A 16255-nucleotide genomic window follows, 5' to 3' on the forward strand; every position below is an offset into this window, starting at 1 on the left:
TCGCAGCCCTAGCGTGTGCCGCATGAGCCATCCCCTGCCGCACTCGGCCCACGACGGCGCACCCGCCCACGACCGGCCCGCGTCGCACGACCCGGACGCCGCCCCCCACCAGCCCGGGCCCGGAAACGGCCACAGCCCCACCCACAGCCACAGCGGCGAGGGGCATCGCCACGGCCACGGATCCGACGATCACGCGGCCCACGGCGGCGCCCACGACGACGACCACGCGGAGTTGCTCGACCTGGACGCGGAGGTCTTCGCTGAGCAGCTCTCGTCCCTGACCGCGTGGCTGCCCGTGGACGGTGCCCCGCGCCGCGTCGTCGACCTCGGCTGCGGCACCGGCGCCGGCACGCTGGCCCTGCTGGCCCGCTTCCCCGACGCCGAGGTGACCGCCGTCGACTTCTCCCCCGCCCACCTGAACCGGCTGCGGGAGAAGGCCGCGGAGCGCGGGGTGGCCGGCCGGGTCCGCACCGTGCGGGCCGACCTCGACGCCGGCTGGCCGGACCTGGGCCGTCCCGACCTGGTGTGGGCGTCGGCGTCCCTGCACCACATGGCCGACCCCGACCGCACCCTTCAGCGGATCCGCGACGTCCTCGCGTCCGGCGGCCTGCTCGCCGTCGTCGAACTCGCGGGCTTCCCCCGCTTCCTGCCGGCGGACGCCCCGCGGGACGCCCCCGGCCTCGAAGACCGCGCCCACGCCCTGTCCGACCGCCGCCACGCCGAGCAGCTCCGGCACCGGGGCGCCGACTGGGGCGCCAAGCTGAGCACGGCGGGGTTCACCCTCGCGGCCGAACGCACCCTGGCGGTACGCCTCGACCGCGCCGGGCTCGATCCTGCCCGCTCCGAAACCCTCGGGCGCTACGCCCTGTCAGCGCTTCGGCGACTGCACGGCGCCGTCGCGGACGACCTGTCCGCGTCCGATCTGGCCGCCCTGGACCGGCTCCTGGACACCGCCGCCCCCGACGGCGTGCTGCACCGGGGCGACCTGACGATGCGCACCGAGCGCACCGCCTGGGCTGCCCGGCCCTGAACCATGACCGGGGCGAGCGGCATGACCTGAGGTGCCGGCCCGGTGCGGCGCACTCCGGCGAGCGAAGGGCGCGCGGTCGGACGTGCGGCGGATCGCGATGCGTTCACCTGCACCGTCCCAACTCGCGCTCTCCTCGGTCGGGTCGACCACGTCACCTCGTCATCGTCCCCCACACGCCACCTCCGTTGACGGGGTGTGCACACTGAGTGTATACACCGAGTGTGAACGTTCCTCTGACGCTTCTCGGACTGCTGGAACGGCAGTCGAGCCACGGCTACGACCTCAAACGGGACTACGACACGTACTTCAGCCCGGGCAAACCGCTGCTGCTCGGCCAGGTGTACTCGACGCTCGGCCGTCTCGCCCGGGACGGCAAGGTGGTGGTCGGACCTGCGGAACCCGGCGCCGGCCCCGACCGCAAGCGCTATGTCATCACCGAACGCGGTGCCACCGACGTCGAGACCTGGCTCACCGAGCCGGTGGAGACCGAACAGCACCTGCAGACCGAGCTGTTCACCAAGGTCGTGCTCGCCCTGATGCTGGGCCGCGACGCCTCGGCCTACCTGGACCTGCAACGGGCCGCGCACGTCCAGCGGATGCGCGAGCTCACCGAGGTGAGACGCAAAGGACCGCTGGTCGACAGGCTGCTCGCCGACCACAGCATCTTCCGCCTGGAGGCGGACCTGCGCTGGATCGACGTGACGCAGGCCCGCCTCGGGGCACTCGCCGAGGAGGTGCGCCCGTGACCGTACGCACCACGCGCTCCGACCGCGTCCCGCGCGAGGGGCGGGACCCCGACGCGCCTCTGGTCGAGGCACGCGGCGCCGAGCTGTCCTTCGGCCGGACGCCCGCGCTGCGCGGCGCGGACCTGTCCGTGGCCTCCGGCGAGATCCTGGCCATCATGGGGCCCAGCGGCTCGGGCAAGTCGACACTGCTGCACTGCCTGGCCGGGATCCTCGTGCCCGACAGCGGCGAGATCCTCTTCGACGGCCGCCGGGTGGACCGGATGCGCGAACCCGAACGCAGCGAACTGCGCCGGGACCGCTTCGGGTTCGTCTTCCAGTTCGGGCAGCTCGTCCCGGAGCTGACCGCGGAGGAGAACGTCGCGATGCCGCTGCTGCTCGGCGGCACCCGCAGGGGCCCGGCACTCGCCGAGGCCCGCGACTGGCTCGACCGGCTCGGCCTGGAGGGGCTGGGACGGCGGCGCTCGGGGGAGCTGTCCGGCGGCCAGGCCCAACGGGTCGCCCTGGCGCGGGCGATGGTCGCCCGCCCCGACGTGCTGTTCGCCGACGAGCCCACCGGCTCGCTGGACTCCCTGACCGGTGAACAGGTGATGGAACTGCTCGTCGACACCGCCCGCGAGAACGGCACGACGGCCGTCATCGTCACCCACGAGGCGCGGGTCGCCGCCTGCGCCGACCGCGAGGTCATGGTGCGCGACGGCAAGGTCACCTCGCTGTCCTTCGGAAGGACCGGCCCGTGATCCGTCTCGGCCTGCGCCTGGCACTCGGCGCCGGCCGCGACGCCGTCGTCCGCCTGGTCATCATCGCCGCGGCGGTGGCGCTCGGCACCGGGCTGCTGCTCGGCACGCTGGCCGCGCTCAACGCCACCGGCACCCAGAACGACCGCAACGCCTGGCTCAACACCGGCCGCAGCGGCACCGGTTCGGCCGCCGCGACCGGCAGCCGTGCCGGTGGATCCGCGGCCGCCGACCCGCTGTGGTGGCAGATCCGCGCCGACGGATTCCAGGGCCGGCTGATCGGCCGGATCGACACCGCCGCCACCGGCCCCCACTCCCCCGTCCCGCCCGGCATGTCCCGGCTCCCGGGCCCGGGCCAGTACGTGGCGTCCCCGGCGATGGCCGCGCTGATCCGCTCCGTACCGGCCGCCGAACTCGCCGACCGCTATCCGGGCCACCTGGTGGGCACCCTCGGAAAGGCCGCCCTGCCGGGCCCCGACTCGCTGATCATCGTCATCGGCCACCACCCGGACGAACTGGCCGGGCGCAGTGACGCGGTGAAGGTCGACGCCATCGCCACCCTGTCGCCCGGCCGGTGCGACGGGCCCAGTTGCGAGATCGGCACCGACCACAACGGCATGAACCTCATCCTGTCCGTCGTCGCCGCGGCCATGATCTTCCCGGTGCTGGTCCTCGTCGCCACCGCCACCCGGCTGTCGGCGACCCGCCGCGAGCAGCGGTTCGCCGCGATGCGGCTCGTCGGAGCGACCCCCCGGCAGATCTCCCTGATCTCCGCCGTGGAGTCCACCGTCGCCGCCACCACCGGCGTCGCCGCCGGCTTCGGCCTGTACGCGCTGCTCCGCCCGCTGCTCGCCCACGTCACCTTCACCACCTCGCCGTTCTTCCTCAGCGACCTGTCGCTCACCACCACCGACGTCCTCGCCGTCGCTCTCGGCGTGCCGGTGGCCGCGGCGCTGTCCGCCCGGATCGCGCTGCGGCGGGTGCGGATCTCACCCCTCGGCGTCACCCGCCAGGCCACGCCCAGGCCGCCGCGTGCCTACCGTGTCGTGCCGCTGGTGGCCGGACTGCTCGAACTCGCCTACTTCATCGGGCGCCGGCCGCCCACCAGCGGCGGCCAGGTGCGGGCGTTCCTGCCCGGCACCCTGCTGGTCCTCGGCGGGGTCGTGCTGGCGGGACCGTGGCTGACGATGGCCGGTGCCCGGCTGCTGGCCTCACGCGCCGGCCGGCCCGCCGCGCTCGTCGCGGGACGGCGGCTGGCCGACGACCCCAGGGCGGGATTCCGCGCGGTCAGCGGTCTGGTCCTCGCCCTGTGCGTGACGTCGGGAGCGGTCGGCGTGATCGACGCCATGGTCCACGAACGCGGGCTGCCCAGTGCCGGCACGACCGTGCGGAACACGGTCATGAGCGATCACGCCAGGTACGTGCCCCCAGGCCTCAGGGTCGGTACGGTGCCGACCCCGCCGGACGGCCTGCTCGCCGAACTGCGCGCCGTGCACGGCGTCGGCGGCGTGACCCTCGTCCACTCCGACCCGACGGCCGGCAGCCGCCCCCAGCGCGCCCTCGACGGCGGGCTGGCGGACTGCGCGCAGCTGGCCACCATGCCGGTGTACGGCACGTGCCCGACCGGTGCGGCGGTCGCGTCGGTCGCGTCCAGCTTCGACGGCTACGGTCTGGTCGGCGGGCCGTGGCCGTCGACCTGGCCGGCCGTCCCGATGAGCCGTGCCGCGCTGCGGAGCCTGCCGGTGACGCAGATCGCCGTGACCACCGACGGTTCCCGTTCCGCGATCGAGCGGGCCCGCACCGTGCTGGCCAGGGCGTACCCGGCGGACGACCCGCCGTACACGGTGGGTGAGGACCGCGCGCGGAGGTCGGCGGAGCTGGACGGCTACCGTCAACTGGCCGACGTGGTCATCGCGGTGAGTTTCCCCATCGCGGGCTGCAGTCTGGCGGTCAGCGTCGCGGGCGGACTCAGCGACCGCAGGCGGCCGTTCAGCCTGCTGCGGCTGACCGGGGTGCGGCTGCGCACGCTGCGCGCGGTCGTGCTGCTGGAGAGCACGGTGCCGCTGCTGGCCGTCGCGGTCGTCGCCATCGCCACCGGTTTCCTCGCCGCGCAACTCTTCCTCCAGGCCCAACTCGGCTATTCCCTGCGGCCGCCCGGGGGCGAGTACTACGCGATGGTCGCCGGTGGTGTCATCGCCGCGCTCGGCGTGATCGGGTGCACGATGCCGCTGCTGGCGCGGATCACCGGCCCGGAGAACGCCCGCAACGACTGACCCCCGTACCGGGACCGCGCGTGCGGTCCCGGTACGGGCCCGGTCAGGAGAAGGTGCAGGTGATGGAGCCGTTGGGCAGGTCGATGCCGGACGAGGAGGTGGCGGTGAAGCCGAACGTGGTGTTCCCGTCCGGTGCGATGGTGCCGTTGTAGGAGGCGTTGGTCACCGTCACGGCGCTGCCGCTCGTGGTGAGGTTGCCGTTCCACAACTGGCTGATCTTCGTTCCGTCCCCCGGCGTCCAGGTGACGGTCCAGTGGCCGGTGGGCGTGGTGCCGTGGTTCATGACCTCGACCTCGCCCTGGAACCCGCTGCTCCAGGCGTTGGTCACCGAGTACATGGCCATGCAGGATCCCGGACCGGGATCCGTGGGCGGGGTCGTCGGCGGCGTGGTGGGCGGCGTGGTGGGCGGCGTCGTCGGCGGGGTGGTGGTGCCGCCGTTGTGGATGCCGGTCACCTCGCCGTTGCCGCCGTCGAAGGCGATGTCGGAGCAGGAGAAGAAGTTCTCGTTGCTGTCCGAGCGGACCCACTGGATGAAGACCAGCGCGTCACCGGAACGGCCCGAGGGCAGCGCCTGGTCCCAGTAGTAGTGGCCGCCGTCGGTGCCCGGCGAGCCCACCGCGGGCGGGTTGGTGACGCTGCCGATCTGGTCCAGGTCGGCCCAGGCCAGCGGAGTGGTCGGCGACCAGCCCTGCTTGGTGACGTACACCCGGAACGTGCCCGGGTGCGCGGCCCAGTTGCTGTACTGGAGCTGGATCGTCGACCCTGACGTGAGGTGCGTGCGCGGCCAGTCGTCACGGGCCGCGCTGTAGGCGGAGAAGTCGTACGGCGACTTGTTGCCCGCACTGCACAGGGTCCCGTCGGGCACGTAACCGGCGCCGCGGCCGGCGGCGTTGGAGTCCAGCACCGCGAACCAGTTGTACAACGCCGTCGTTCCGCTCTGCGCGACGGCCGCCGCGCACGCGGGGTTGGTCGGCACGAGCGCGCCGGTGGACGTCTGCGCGTCCTCGTAGCACAGGTACGTCCGGGAGCCGGGCATCATCGCGACGCCGTGCGCCTGGGCCGGGTCCTGTCCGAGGACGACGACACCGAGCGCCGCGAGCAGCGTCGCGAACCCGGCTAACAGGGAGAAGAGTCTCGTTCGCCTTTTCAAGGTGGGTGACCTTTCCGGCAGCATCCCGAGGCCGCAGGCCACCGCAGCCGGGACCCCGGGGCGTGTGGGGGGATACCAGCAACATGGGAGCGCTCCCACGCCTGTCGCGAACATAACAGCCGCCCCCCGACGTGTAAACAGCCCCGCCACCGCGCGAAGTCCGCACGGCGGCGGGGAGGTTCGGCTCGGCGCACCCGGGGCGGGTCAGCGCTGGGACGACCAGCGGGTGGGATCGACTTCCAGGGAGGCGCGGTCCCAGGCCCCGAGGTCGGCGGCGGCCTCGTACGTGGTCTGGAAGAACTCCAGCACGGTGGCGTCGGGGTCGCGGGCGGTGCGGACGACGTCGTAGGGCAGCAGGAACTCGCCCTCGTCGGAGCTGTAGGAGGCGTCGCCGGCGGGGAGCACGGAGCGGTCGCGGAAGCCGTCGGGCTCGGGGTAGGCGTACGCGTAGAAGGCGCCCTCGGCACCGGCGTTGGGCCAGAAGCCGCTGCTGTAGAGCTCGCGCGAGTACGCCTCCTCCATCACCCACGCGCCGACGTTGGGCGCGCCGCCGGGGTGCGGCGGCGCACCGCGGCCGGAGAAGCGGCTGCAGGCCAGGTCCATCGCGCCCCAGAAGAGGTGCACGGGGCTGACCTTGCCGGCGAAGCGGGCCCGGAACTCCCCCAGGATCCGGTTGCCCTGCAGGAGTTGGCGCCAGAACAGCTCGGCGGCATGCGCGTCGTAGGAGGCGTGCCGGTCGTCCTCGGCGAAGGGGATGGAGGGCTCGACCTCGTTCGGCCGGGGCTGGAACTCCGACTCGATGCCGAGTTCGCCGAGGGCGCGCAGCGTCTCGTCGTAGAAGCGGGCGACCGTCTTGGGCTCCAGGCGCACCGTGCGCACGTCCCCGGTGTCCCGGCGCATCACGAGCCGGTGGTCGAGGAAGTCGAACTCGAGGTCGAAGGCGCCGCCGCGGTACGGGACGGCGGACGTGGTCAGGCCACGGGGACTGACGTACAGCGGCACCTGCCACCAGTGGTTGATCAGCGGAGCGTGGCTGAGGCGGACCTTGCCGACGATCTGCGCCCACATGTGCAGCGTTTCCCGGGTGGCGGACCAGTCGTCGACGGACAGCTTCGGCCACCCCGCCTCGGTACGGTCGGGCTGCTGGGACACCGCGCCACCTCCGGCAGATCACAGGGCGGACATAACGGACATCATACCGGCCGTCCCGGCACCGTTCCCGCCCGGCACGGGCTCGCCCGCGATGCCTGGTGAGCGGGTTCCGCGTCCGCCGCGCGACCCCGTCCGGCGGGCGCTAGGTTGACCACGTGGCCCGCCGCCGGACCCGCGCCGCCGAGCGGCCCGCACTGGCCCGCGCAGCGAGGAGGCAGGACGGCATGGACTTGGAGCTCGACGGCAGGATCGCCGTGGTGACGGGTGCCAGCAAGGGGATCGGGCTGGCGACCGCCGCCTCCCTGGTCGAGGCGGGCGCGCACGTCGTGGGGGGGTCGCGTGCCCCCAGCCCGGAGTTCGACGAGCTGGTCGCCTCGGGCCGCGCCACGTTCGTGCAGGGCGACCTGAGCGGGACGTCAGGCCCTGCGACGCTGGTCGAGGCGGCACTGGACCGCGGCGGGGTGGACGTGCTGGTCAACAGCGTCGGCTCGGTGACGCCACGCCCGGACGGCTTCCTCGGGATCACGGACGACCACTGGAACGCCTCCTGGTCGCTCGGCCTCCTCACGGCCGTCCGCACGACGCGGGCCGCGGTGCCGGCCATGGTCGAACGCGGCACCGGCGTGATCGTCATGATGGGCTCGGTGAACGCGTTCCTGCCCGACCCCCTGGTACTGGACTACTCCGTGGTCAAGGCGGCGCTGACGAACTTCGCCAAGGGCCTCTCCAAGGAGCTCGGCCCGGCGGGTGTGCGCGTGCTGTCGGTCAGCCCCGGGCCCGTGGAGACCGACCTGTGGCTCGGGAAGGGCGGCGTCGCCGACACGATGTCGGACCGCACCGGGATGCGGCCCGAGGAGATCGCCGCATCCGCCGTGGCCGACACGCCGCTGGGCCGTTTCAGCACTCCGCGCGAGGTGGGTGACCTGGTCGCGTTCCTGGCCAGCGCCCGCGCCGCGAACATCACGGGGGTGGACGTCACCATCGACGCGGGAATGATCACCACGATGCGCTGACCTGCCGGTGAGATCAGGGCGGCCGGGGCCCGGCGGCAGGCGGTGACCCGGCCGGGGGTAGGGGTCGGGGACACGGGCCGGGGATACCTCTTGTGGCCGATACGACCGACTCGTCATGTAATGGGAGTACGCGGCCCGAGGACACGGCCGCCGTCCACCGTTCGAGGCGAACGGGTCTGGAGGAATCCTCGTGAAGCATCGCACCCGCGCGTTCATCGCAGCCACCGGAACCGTCTTCTTCCTCTCCGCCGCCGGCGCGGCCTATGCCGACGGCAGCAGTAGCGGCGCACTCGCCGCAGCCCATGCGCCGCGGTCGGCCGCCGCCACGTCCCAGGCGACGGTGACCACGAAGTCCGGACCGCTGGGCACGGTCCTGGTGAACAGCAAGGGCCACACGCTCTACCTGTTCCAGGGGGACAAGTCGTCCACGTCCACCTGCAACGGCAACTGCGCCAAGCAGTGGCCGCCGCTGACGGTGAGCGGCAACACGAAGCCGACCGGCTCCGGCGGGGTGGACACCAGCAAGCTGTCGACCACCACGCGCAGCGACGGGTCGAAGCAGGTCACCTACAACGGTCACCCGCTGTACACGTTCTCCGGCGACTCGAAGGCCGGCCAGACGAACGGGCAGGGGCTGAACGCCTTCGGTGCGAAGTGGTACGTGGTCGGCACCAACGGCAAGCAGATCACCAAGATGCCCTCGTCGTCGTCCCCGCCGTCGGGCGGCGGCTACTGAGCGGCCCAGCCGGACGGCCCCGGCGGGCGTCCCCTCACGGGCGCCCTACGGGGCCGTCCGCCACGGGTCGGGGCAGAACACGTCGTGGTGGACGGCCGCAGGTCGAGCCTCGTGCCGCACCGATCCACCCGGCGGACGCCGGGTCCGGCGGCACGCGACGTGCCGCCGGACCCGGTGGGGAACGCCCCGCGGGGGCGGGGTGGAGGGGCTACTGCGGCTGGCCCGCCGCCGCCCCCGCCGCGATGAGCTGGCGGTTGATGTCGCGGACCGGCCCGGGTTCGACCTTGAGGACCGCGCGGTCGTAGGTCACCAGACCGTTCAACTCGCCCTCGACGTCGCTGATCTGGGTGTAGACCGACCCGGACAGGTCGCCCTCGGCGTCCGGCAGCAGCAGACTCGTGTTGGCGACGTACGCCTTGGTCAGCTCCGCGATGGTGGGCACGTCACCGTAGTTCTGACCGCCGGAGACGCCCAGGATGTGGCCGGGAATCGTCAGCGAGTACCCGCCGTGCTCGCCGTCCACCGCGGCGCGGGTGGCGTCCGGGGCCGGCGAGGCCGGGCCGTGGTAGAGGTGGTAGTCGATCAGGTCACCGCGACCCGAATCGCCCTTCGAGGCACAGCAGTTGACCCCCGAGGCAGGGTCGACCAGCCGGCTCGGGTCCTGCTGCTTCACCGCGTCCGCGAGGGCCCCGGTGGCCTCCTTGGACTTCTCGCCCCATCCCTCGTTGGTCATCGTCCAGATGACGATGGAGGGGGTGCTGATGTGCTGGTCGACGATCTCGTGCACCTGCTGGGTGAACGCCTGGTCGCTCGCGGCGGTCGCGTCCGGGCCGGCGTTGCGGCTCGGCATGTCCTGCCAGACCATCAGGCCCAGCCTGTCGGCCCAGTAGTACCAGCGGGCGGGCTCGACCTTGATGTGCTTGCGCACCGCGTTGAAGCCCAGCTCCTTGTGGAGTTCGAGGTCGGACTTCAGGGCCGCGTCCGTCGGCGCGGTGTAGATGCCGTCCGGCCAGAAGCCCTGGTCGAGGGTGGCGAGCACGTACGTGGGCTTGCCGTTCAGCTCGATCTTGTTGACCCCGCCGACCTTGCCGACGGAGATCGAGCGCATGCCGAAGTAGGAGCCGACGTCGTCGTGCGAACGCCCCTGTCCCACCGTGACCTTGAGGTCGTACAGGAACGGGTGGTCGGGGCTCCACAGGTCCGGGTGCGGAATGCTCAGCCGCAACTGCGTGCCGACGGTGCCGACCACGGACCCCACCGGGGTGTGGCCCGCGTACGCGGTGGCGATCACGCGGGTCGAGGCGGGCGTGCCCGCGGACGGGCGCACGGTCACCGCCAGCGACGAGTCGGGGACGTTCGGCGTGAGCACCAGGGAGTCGACGCTCGCCTCGGGCACCGGCTCCAGCCACACCGTCTGCCAGATCCCGGAGGTGGGCGTGTACCAGATGCCGCTCGGGCTGCGCGACTGCTTGCCGGTCGGCGTCTGGTCGTCGGTGGTGTCCTTCACCTTCAGCAGGACGGTCTGCGGACCGGTCCCCGTCACCGCGTCGGTGACGTCGGCGGTGAACGCCTCGTACCCGCCGACGTGGTGGGCGACCTGCTTGCCGTTGACGTAGACCCACGCCTCGTAGTCGACCGCGCCGAAGTTCAGGTGCAGCCGGTTGCCCGAGCCGATCCGCCAGTTCGCCGGCACGGTGAACTGGCGCTGGTACAGCGACCAGTCGTGGTGCGCCGCGACGCCGGACAGCGGCGCCTCCATCGGGTACGGCACCAGGATCTTGCCGCTCAGCCCGCCGCTGGGCAGCGGGGCATTCTCGTCGGTGCCCTGGAACTGCCAGGTCCCGTTGAGGTTCTGCCACTTCTCCCGGGTCAGCTGCGGCCGCGGGTAGTCGGGCAGCGCGTTCGTGGGGCTGACGTCCTTGGCCCACTTGGTCGCGAAGTACCAGGTGGAGTTGTTGGTCGCCAGCCCCGAGAACAGCGGGACCGGCCCGGCGGCGGTGGCCAGGCCGCCCTGCCCGTCGTAGCTGATCCGCACGTCGGAGTGCAGCGCCGCGGGGATGTCGTCGGCACCGGCGGTGAGCACCAGGCGCGAGGCGTCCGACGGGTCGAGGGCCACACCGGGCGTCCAGCGGTGGGCACCGGCGATGACCGCCAGGTGCTTGCCGAGATCGGCGGGCAACGCCGCGGCGGGGCCGGGCAGTTGCACGGTCGCGGTCTTGCCGGACGTGTCGACCGCGGCGTCGACGGGCTGCGGCGTCCAGCCGGCGGGCAGGTGCAGTGCCGCGTCCGGGATCGCCTGGCGGGTGATGCCGGGGCCCGACCACTGGGTGGTGATGTAGGCCCCGCCGTTGCCCTGGTTGTAGTCGTACGCCAGCTGGTGCATGCCGGCGGTGAGGGTGATCGGCTGGGACGTCGTCTGCACGTCCCAGTCGGTCGTCCAGTGGTCGATCACGCTGGACCCGTCGAGCGACATCCGGAATCCGTTGTCGCCCTTGATGTAGAACGTGTAGGTGCCGTCGGCCGGGACGTCCAGCTGGCCCGTCCAGTGCACGGCGACGTTCTCGGTGGAACCCGCGTAACTGCGCAGCGCGGGGAGCAGGTCCGGGACGTTCAGGGACGGCTCGACCCCGGTGCTGCTGTACTGGGCGAAGTCCAGCGAGGTGGCGTCGGAGCTGAGGTAGTAGTCGGCGCGCAGGCCCTGCGGCGTGGCGTCGGCGGCTGCCGCGGCGTGCGGCTCACCCGACGGCGCCTCGGCGGCACCGGCGGCGCCGGATGCGAACGGGCTGAGCAGTGCCACGCCCAGCGCCAGCGGCACGAGGGCGGCCAGCCGGCGTCGGCGGGATGTGCGGATACGGCCTGATCTCACTGCGGATACACCTCTCCGTGGGAGAACTCGGCGTCCAGGGAAGGGCGGAGTTACATGCCTCCGCCATCTTTCTAACGTTGGAAAGCTGGACCGGGAGAATGAAACCAGGGCGGCGCAGTGCCGTCTACCCCCCTGTGCGAACTCTGTGACACGGCGAGCTGCGACTTCGTCGTCACGCTCACGCGCGCTGGTCACACGGTGCGAGCCCGGCTGACCTCTCGTCAGCCGAGTGACCGGGCGACCAGGTGGGCGCGCGCGCACGTGACCCACCGTCTCTCCATCGTTGAAAATTCAGAGCGCCCCGGAGCCCGCGCGCCCGGAGCGGGGGCGGCGGGTCAGGGGGTGAGCGTGACCGCGGCCCGGTCGCCCTCGCCTGCGGTGACCCTGAAGGTGAACAGCTTGGCCGAGCTGTCGTACGCGACGGCGCCGGCGCTTCCGGTGGTGGCGGTGACGGCCGGCTTCCGCGGCGCGTAACCGTGCAGCGTGACGGGCCCCTCCCCCGCGGCGAACGCGATGGTCGCGTGCACCATCCCGTCGTCGCTGAGGTGCTCGACGCGCTTGTCGCCGTGCGGAACGAACTTGTCAGCGTCGCCGAGGAAGGCGATGCCGGACGGGCCGACGGGCGCGACGATCCAGTACGTCCCGCTTCCGACGGTGGCGCTGACCCCGCCGCCCTTGCCGACCAGGGCGCCCCGGCCGGCGAAGTGGTCGTAGACGTAGGCCGGTCCGGTCTCCCCCACTTCGGCCAGCGTGAACGAGGCGTCCTGGGACATGCCGGTCGGCACGCTGCCCTGCGTGACGCCCAGCCAGTCGATGTTGCCGCCGCTGGCCCCGGTGGCGGTGGCGCGCACGGTGTTGGCGCCCGCGGCGAGCGTGGCGGTCGTTCCGACCACGCTCCACGTCGTCCACCAGCCGGTCGAGGGGAACGACAGGTCGGTGGCGGCGGCGCCGTTCACCGAGACCGCCAGCGGGCGGTCGGTGAAGGAGGCGTTGGCGTAGCGGAACTGCAGCGTGTAGGTGCCCGCGGCGGGCGCCTGCACCGTCCACTCCACGTAGTCGCCGTCGGCGTGCTGGTAGTCGGCGAAACCGCTGCCGGTGTAACCGGAGTTGTCCCTGCCGACGACGGCGCCGGACAGTTTCGCGCTCTCCGCCTGGTAGATCTGCTGGGGGGCCGCGAACTGCCGTGCGTAGGCGAAGACATAGCGGTAGGTGAGACCCACGTGCGCGGCATGCGTGGACGCCACCATGGCCGGCATCCTTCCCGCCGCCTCGCCGACGTAGGTCGCGTCGGTGGGGACGATGGGCACGTCCGGCTTGACGATGATCCCGTCCGGACGGACCACCTTGAACAGGTTGCCGGCGTTCACCTTGCCGAGCTTGTCCCCGACGCCGACCGGGCCCGCCGACAGGTTCGCCAGCAGCAGGTTGCCGGTCTCGCCGCTCATGAACACGTCCACCCACGGCCACACCCCGAGCGAGCCGGCGAGCTGCGAGTCGTAGAGGAACATGTCCCACTTGGGCCGGTCGAAGCGGTCGTCGCTGACCCTGATCGTGGTGAGGTTCGGGTAGCGCGTGGTCTGCAGGTAGTCGCGGGGCAGCGCCATGCAGTACTGGAGGTCCAGGCCGTCGTCCGCGGCGTGGTGGGCCATGCCGTCGAAGAACGCGTCGGCGTCGGTGAGGTTCTCCGCGGGCTTGGCGTTGTTGCACAGCCAGTCCTGCTCGTAGACGACGACTCCGGCGTCCCGCAGGTAGTCCATGACGTTCTGCCAGAACGCCGGGTCGATGACGACGTTGTTCGACATGGCGTACTCGCCGCGGTACGGGCTGGACTTGTCCATCCAGCGGGCGTGGGTGACCAACGGCATCCCCAACTGCTTCTGGAACGAGGCCAGTCCGTTCGGGAACAGTTCCTTGTCCGCCTCGTACAGCGAGGTGCCGTCGGGGAGGTCGTTCCAGTCGCCGTTCGGGCCCTTGGGGTACCACCAGCTGTCGAGCTGCAGATAGCCCATCGGGATCCGCTGCGCCGCCCACTCGTCGCGGACCGCCAGCAGGGTCCCCGCGTAGCCCTTGTCCTGCTCGAACGTGTAGTAGTAGTCCGCGCCGTTGTCCGTCCAGTAGCCCAAGGTGCTGAGGACCACACCCGCATCGTTGGCCGGCAGCGGCTTGCCCGCGAGACGGGTCAGCGCGGCGCCCCACGCGCGGTGGGCGGCGCCGACGCCGGCCTTCGTCGACAGGATCGTCTGCCGGGTGTAGCCGGCCGGCAGCGTGGCGATCGAGCTGATCACCCCCGCCGCGATCGAGCCGTCGGCGGCCTGCGAGGTCTGCGCCTCCTGGAAGTGGTTCGCCGCCGAGAGAACGAACGTGCCGCCCTTGTCGTCGAAGAACACCCACGGGCTGTCCGACGCGCCGGCGAAGGTGTTGAACTGGAACCGTCCGAAGCAGTCGCTGTGGCTGAGCTGGTGGGCGAGCTTCGGGTAGCCCGTGAAGGTCGGGAACGGGCTGCCGTTGGCCCCCGCGGTCACGTAGGTGTCGGTGAAGACGACGGACGACGCGGTGTTGTAGACGCGGATGCCGCCCTGGCGCGCACCGCCCTGGAAGGTGAACGTGGTCTCGCTGTAGGACCCGAGCGCGTCGGACCCCGCGCGGGTGGCGATGCCGGTGGCCGCCGAGCCGACCGTGCCGCTGAACGTCCAGTCCAGGTCGCCGGCGATGACCCGCCAGGCGCCCGACGGGGCGACCGTGGCCTTGAGGTCCTTCGGTCCGGTCGTGCTCGCGTTCGCCCGGCCCGCCGGGACGGCGAGCGGCAGCGCCAGGGCGGCGGAGCCGAGTCCGGCGGCCCTGAGGAAGTCGCGACGGTTGAATCCGGTCATGGAGTGCTCCTCGTCTCGTTGCGGCGGCAGCGGGCCCGCGAGGCCCGCTGACGTGTCGTCGAAGCCGCGCCGTGGAAGCGTCACGTGCCGTGCACGCGCGTCGTGCCGGGTGAATGCCCGTCGCACGGTGGGGACGCGCGCTGCGGATGCGCGTCGTGCGGGGCGGGCGCGGCGGGTCCCGGCGGCGGCGGGAGGCGGTGCTCGTCACGGAATGTGCCGGGGCGGAACGGGACGACCGGGGAACGGGGTTCGAGCGCACGCGGCCGTGCCGGTCCGGCGCACAGGGATGCCCGTCGCCCAGCGAGGGGTTGTGGGGCTCAGTGTGCTGTCGTGTTTCTTTTGAGGTCAAGACTCCCGACCGAAGGAACAGTTCCGAACATCCCGGCTCACCGACAAGCCGCAGGCCGACGGCTCTTCGGCACGGCCGGCGCACCTCGCCCCCTCGCGCCATTCACCCACCTGAACGCGCATCGGGCGTTCAACTCCGCCTGCCATCCCTTCCGTTGACCATGCGGCGGGGTTGACCACCTCGTTCCGCCGGGGTTAGCGTCGCCTCTTGTCACGGTTCACAGTGCCGACTCTCATTCACGTACATGACTAGCCCATGGTCCCGGATGCCTTCGCGCCACACGCGGGGGCACGTGCCGTCCGGGACCCCGTCCCCCACCTCCCCTCATCCCCAGGACAGGCGCGCCGTGCCAGGCTGGCCGGCATGGACCTCCACGCACTGCGCATCTTCCAGTCGGTGGCCCGGCACCAGCACCTGAGCCGTGCGGCCGAGGAACTGCGCATCGCGCAGCCGTCGGTGAGCAGGGTGATCTCCCGGCTCGAGCGCGAGGTGGGCACGCCGTTGTTCCATCGCGGCGGGCGGCTGCGGCTCAACGACTACGGGCTGATCCTGCAGCGCCATGTCGACCGCGCGCTGGGCGAGTTGGAGGCGGCGCAGCGGGCGCTGGCCGAGGCGCGGGAGCACGGTGTGGGCAGCGTCGGCCTGGCCTCCGAGACGCTGCTGACCCTCACCGACGTCGTGGCGGCGTTCCGCCACGGCCACCCGCAGGTCGGCGTGCGGCTCCTGCAGGCTCCGGCCTCCGACATGGTGCGGCTGCTGGAGACCGGCGAGGTCGACCTCTGCGTGACGTCGCAGGCGCTGTCCGGCGACGGCCTGGAGTCGCGGGAGATCCTGCGCGAGGAGGTGCTTCTGGCCCTCCCCCTGGACCACCGGCTCGCGGGCCGGGACCGGGTGACCCTGGAGGAGATCGCGCGCGAGCCCGTGGTCACCGCCCGGCCGGGCCACTGGCTGCGGCTGCTGCTCGACCGCCTGCTCGCCGCGCGCGGCCTGGACGCGGAGGTGGTCTGCGAGAGCGACGAGGCGGCGTCGCTCCAGGCCCTCATCAGCTCCGGGCTGGGCGTCGGCCTGATCCCCGAGGTGTCCCGCCGGGTCGGCAGCGAGTCGGCGGTCCCCGTCGCCTGGGCCTCCGTGGACGCCCAGGGCTGCGAGCGGGTGCTTCGCCTGGTCTGGCGCAGGCACGGGCACCTCTCCCCCGCCGCTCGTTCGCTGCGTGCCTCGATCGCCTCCGCGCGGTTCCTGCCCGAGTCCGTCCCCGGCCTGCGCCGTGCCGGAGGCGCTGGACCGGCCGGGGACGCCGAGGCGTGACCACGCGGTTGACAGGGTTGGCCGGGTTGGC

The 16255-nt window shown here is 72.4% G+C and carries 11 protein-coding genes; 7 read left to right on the forward strand and 4 right to left on the reverse strand.

Going from position 1 to position 16255, the window contains the following annotated elements; genetic code table 11:
- Positions 1 to 22: 22 nt before the first annotated feature.
- The 4 genes from BMW99_RS14830 (at position 23) to BMW99_RS14845 (ending at position 4783) form a co-directional block, all read left to right on the forward strand.
- The gene (locus tag BMW99_RS14830) at positions 23 to 1030 is read left to right on the forward strand and encodes a class I SAM-dependent methyltransferase (protein ID WP_075016935.1); all 1008 of its coding nucleotides are present in this window, start codon (positions 23 to 25) and stop codon (positions 1028 to 1030) included.
- Positions 1031 to 1251: 221 nt separating this feature from the next.
- Complete coding sequence (locus tag BMW99_RS14835) at positions 1252 to 1776, forward strand: PadR family transcriptional regulator (protein WP_069462077.1); 525 nt, start codon at positions 1252 to 1254, stop codon at positions 1774 to 1776.
- Complete coding sequence (locus BMW99_RS14840) at positions 1773 to 2513, forward strand: ABC transporter ATP-binding protein (RefSeq protein WP_079176054.1); 741 nt, start codon at positions 1773 to 1775, stop codon at positions 2511 to 2513. Before BMW99_RS14835 ends, BMW99_RS14840 begins: the two co-directional genes overlap by 4 nt.
- On the forward strand, positions 2510 to 4783 hold the full coding sequence (locus BMW99_RS14845; RefSeq protein ID WP_075016936.1) for an FtsX-like permease family protein: 2274 nt from the start codon (positions 2510 to 2512) through the stop codon (positions 4781 to 4783). The genes BMW99_RS14840 and BMW99_RS14845 overlap by 4 nt, the downstream gene beginning before the upstream one ends.
- A 43-nt stretch (positions 4784 to 4826) precedes the next feature.
- Here the strand turns inward: BMW99_RS14845 and BMW99_RS14850 are convergent, their stop codons facing one another.
- Positions 4827 to 5957, reverse strand: coding sequence for a lytic polysaccharide monooxygenase (locus BMW99_RS14850; protein WP_407640291.1), 1131 nt, complete (start codon positions 5955 to 5957; stop codon positions 4827 to 4829).
- Positions 5958 to 6137: 180 nt separating this feature from the next.
- Positions 6138 to 7085 carry a DUF5996 family protein gene (locus BMW99_RS14855; protein WP_075016938.1) on the reverse strand — a complete coding sequence of 316 codons (948 nt, stop codon included), beginning with the start codon at positions 7083 to 7085 and terminating at the stop codon, positions 6138 to 6140.
- A gap of 224 nt (positions 7086 to 7309) precedes the next feature.
- Here BMW99_RS14855 and BMW99_RS14860 point away from each other — a divergent pair, with 224 nt between their 5' ends.
- On the forward strand, positions 7310 to 8098 hold the full coding sequence (locus BMW99_RS14860) for an SDR family oxidoreductase (RefSeq protein ID WP_075016939.1): 789 nt from the start codon (positions 7310 to 7312) through the stop codon (positions 8096 to 8098).
- 190 nt (positions 8099 to 8288) lie between these two features.
- The gene (locus BMW99_RS14865) at positions 8289 to 8834 is read left to right on the forward strand and encodes a COG4315 family predicted lipoprotein (protein ID WP_075016940.1); all 546 of its coding nucleotides are present in this window, start codon (positions 8289 to 8291) and stop codon (positions 8832 to 8834) included.
- A gap of 208 nt (positions 8835 to 9042) precedes the next feature.
- On the opposite strand, the gene BMW99_RS14870 is transcribed toward BMW99_RS14865, so the two are convergent.
- The gene (locus BMW99_RS14870) at positions 9043 to 11700 is read right to left on the reverse strand and encodes a glycoside hydrolase family 2 (protein WP_069467042.1); all 2658 of its coding nucleotides are present in this window, start codon (positions 11698 to 11700) and stop codon (positions 9043 to 9045) included.
- Positions 11701 to 12035: 335 nt separating this feature from the next.
- Positions 12036 to 14570 (reverse strand): CBM35 domain-containing protein, encoded by a 2535-nt coding sequence (locus BMW99_RS14875; RefSeq protein WP_069467486.1) that lies wholly within the window; start codon positions 14568 to 14570, stop codon positions 12036 to 12038.
- A 712-nt stretch (positions 14571 to 15282) separates the two neighbouring features.
- On the opposite strand from BMW99_RS14875, the gene BMW99_RS14880 reads away from it, so the two are divergent.
- Entirely contained in the window at positions 15283 to 16224 is a 942-nt protein-coding gene (locus BMW99_RS14880) for a LysR family transcriptional regulator (protein WP_075016941.1), read from the forward strand.
- The last annotated feature ends 31 nt before the right edge of the window (positions 16225 to 16255 follow it).

Origin of the sequence: Actinacidiphila rubida (assembly GCF_900110255.1) — a bacterium.
Taxonomy (GTDB): Bacteria; Actinomycetota; Actinomycetes; order Streptomycetales; family Streptomycetaceae; genus Actinacidiphila; species Actinacidiphila rubida.